The 1,025-nt window shown below is 39.3% G+C and carries 1 protein-coding gene; it reads right to left on the bottom strand.

What is annotated here, in order from left to right:
• Positions 1–732 (bottom strand): calcium-binding protein (locus O9290_RS10460; RefSeq protein ID WP_502846458.1); only part of this gene is annotated, 732 nt, incomplete at its 3' end.
• Between the last annotated feature and the right edge of the window lie 293 nt (positions 733–1,025).

Genomic DNA, 1,025 nt, shown 5'->3' with positions numbered 1-1,025 from the left:
ACCAGCTTCACCATTTAAGGTGTCATTACCATCTCCACCATAGAGACCGAAATAATTCTCCCAGTCGTAATAATCACCATCATTCCCCGCTCCTCCAGACAAAAGATCATCTCCATCTCCTCCTTCTAGGCGGTCTTGTCCCCCCAAACCACTTAAAGTATCATTGCCATCTAACCCATAAATGTTATCATCTCCAGATGTACCCGTAATATTATCATTACCATTAGTACCCGTAAAATCCGCCTGTTCTACTTGAATAATTTCGCCATTTACTATAATTGTTGTCTGGTCATTCTCTGCTCGTAAAGCGTCTAAGGTTGCCACATCCAGACTGTTACCTTGAACCAACTCTGCAAAAATTGCCCCCTCATCTCCGGCGCTATCCACCTGATTAACTTGAGCATCCACATAATGCCCAATTTCTTCTAAAATTACATTAATTATCGATGCTGACGAGGCCGTATTTAAAAAAGATGCTGATAGATAAATCTTATTCTTACTACTGGAATATGCACCATTCGCAGTCCCCAAAACCTCATCACTAAGTACCTCAATTGGGGGAATTTGACTAAAATTTCGGCTTTGCCACTGTTGTCGTAATTGCGTCGCTTTAACCACATCATAACTTGTGCCAAAAGCGGTTCCTAAATTCGCCCAAAAACCATCAGATTGAGCGAAATTGAACAAAACATCGTCAACAACAGGAATAATCGACAAAAGAGAGAGAGTCATGACAGTAACAGCAAAAGTTTATTGCTAACAGTTTTAGCATAACAATTGCCAATTTTTCAAGACCCCTTTAACAGAAATTAACATTTATTACAAGAAAACGGGTTTCTCGAAGGAACCCGTTTTCTAGATATTAGGATAAGATTATTGGATTCTTGCCAAAGACTGCTTAAATTCTGCGAGAGAATTAGCGGTAGCTGCTAATTTAACAATCTCTTGTAATGTAGATAGTACCGAAACTTTATTCAGGTATTGTTCCACATCTAAAGGAACTTCACCTAAGCGAGCTTGCAAAA

The organism is Microcystis sp. LE19-41.2A, assembly GCF_027530405.1.
Lineage (GTDB): Bacteria > Cyanobacteriota > Cyanobacteriia > Cyanobacteriales > Microcystaceae > Microcystis > Microcystis aeruginosa.
The sequence above is the reverse complement of the archived record's forward strand: the minus strand, read 5'-3'. Positions and strand labels throughout refer to the sequence as shown.